Below are 229 nucleotides of genomic sequence, written 5' to 3' on the forward strand. Positions count from 1 at the left end.
GTTTCATGATGGTGCCCTCCTGCCGTCATAGTTTGGACCAAAGACATGGGTTGTCATTCAATGGCTTCGTAAATCGTTTTTATGACGCTGCCGTAGCTTCCGGTCGGGAAAAGATCCCCTTCAAAAACATTCGGGTTTTCACCGGGACTGACGACGGGGGAATGCTTTTTATTGGTCAAAAGTGCGATCCCCAGCTTATAAGCGGGATCAATAATCGTGACGGTGCCGG

General features: G+C 49.3%; 1 pseudogene. It reads right to left on the reverse strand.

Annotated elements, in window-relative coordinates:
- Positions 1 to 53: 53 nt before the first annotated feature.
- Positions 54 to 229 (reverse strand): annotated as a pseudogene (locus tag R0K30_RS23925) (penicillin binding protein PBP4B); the annotation flags it as partial.

Origin of the sequence: Bacillus sp. SIMBA_154 (assembly GCF_046536015.1) — a bacterium.
In the GTDB taxonomy this organism is placed as follows: domain Bacteria; phylum Bacillota; class Bacilli; order Bacillales; family Bacillaceae; genus Bacillus; species Bacillus pumilus_P.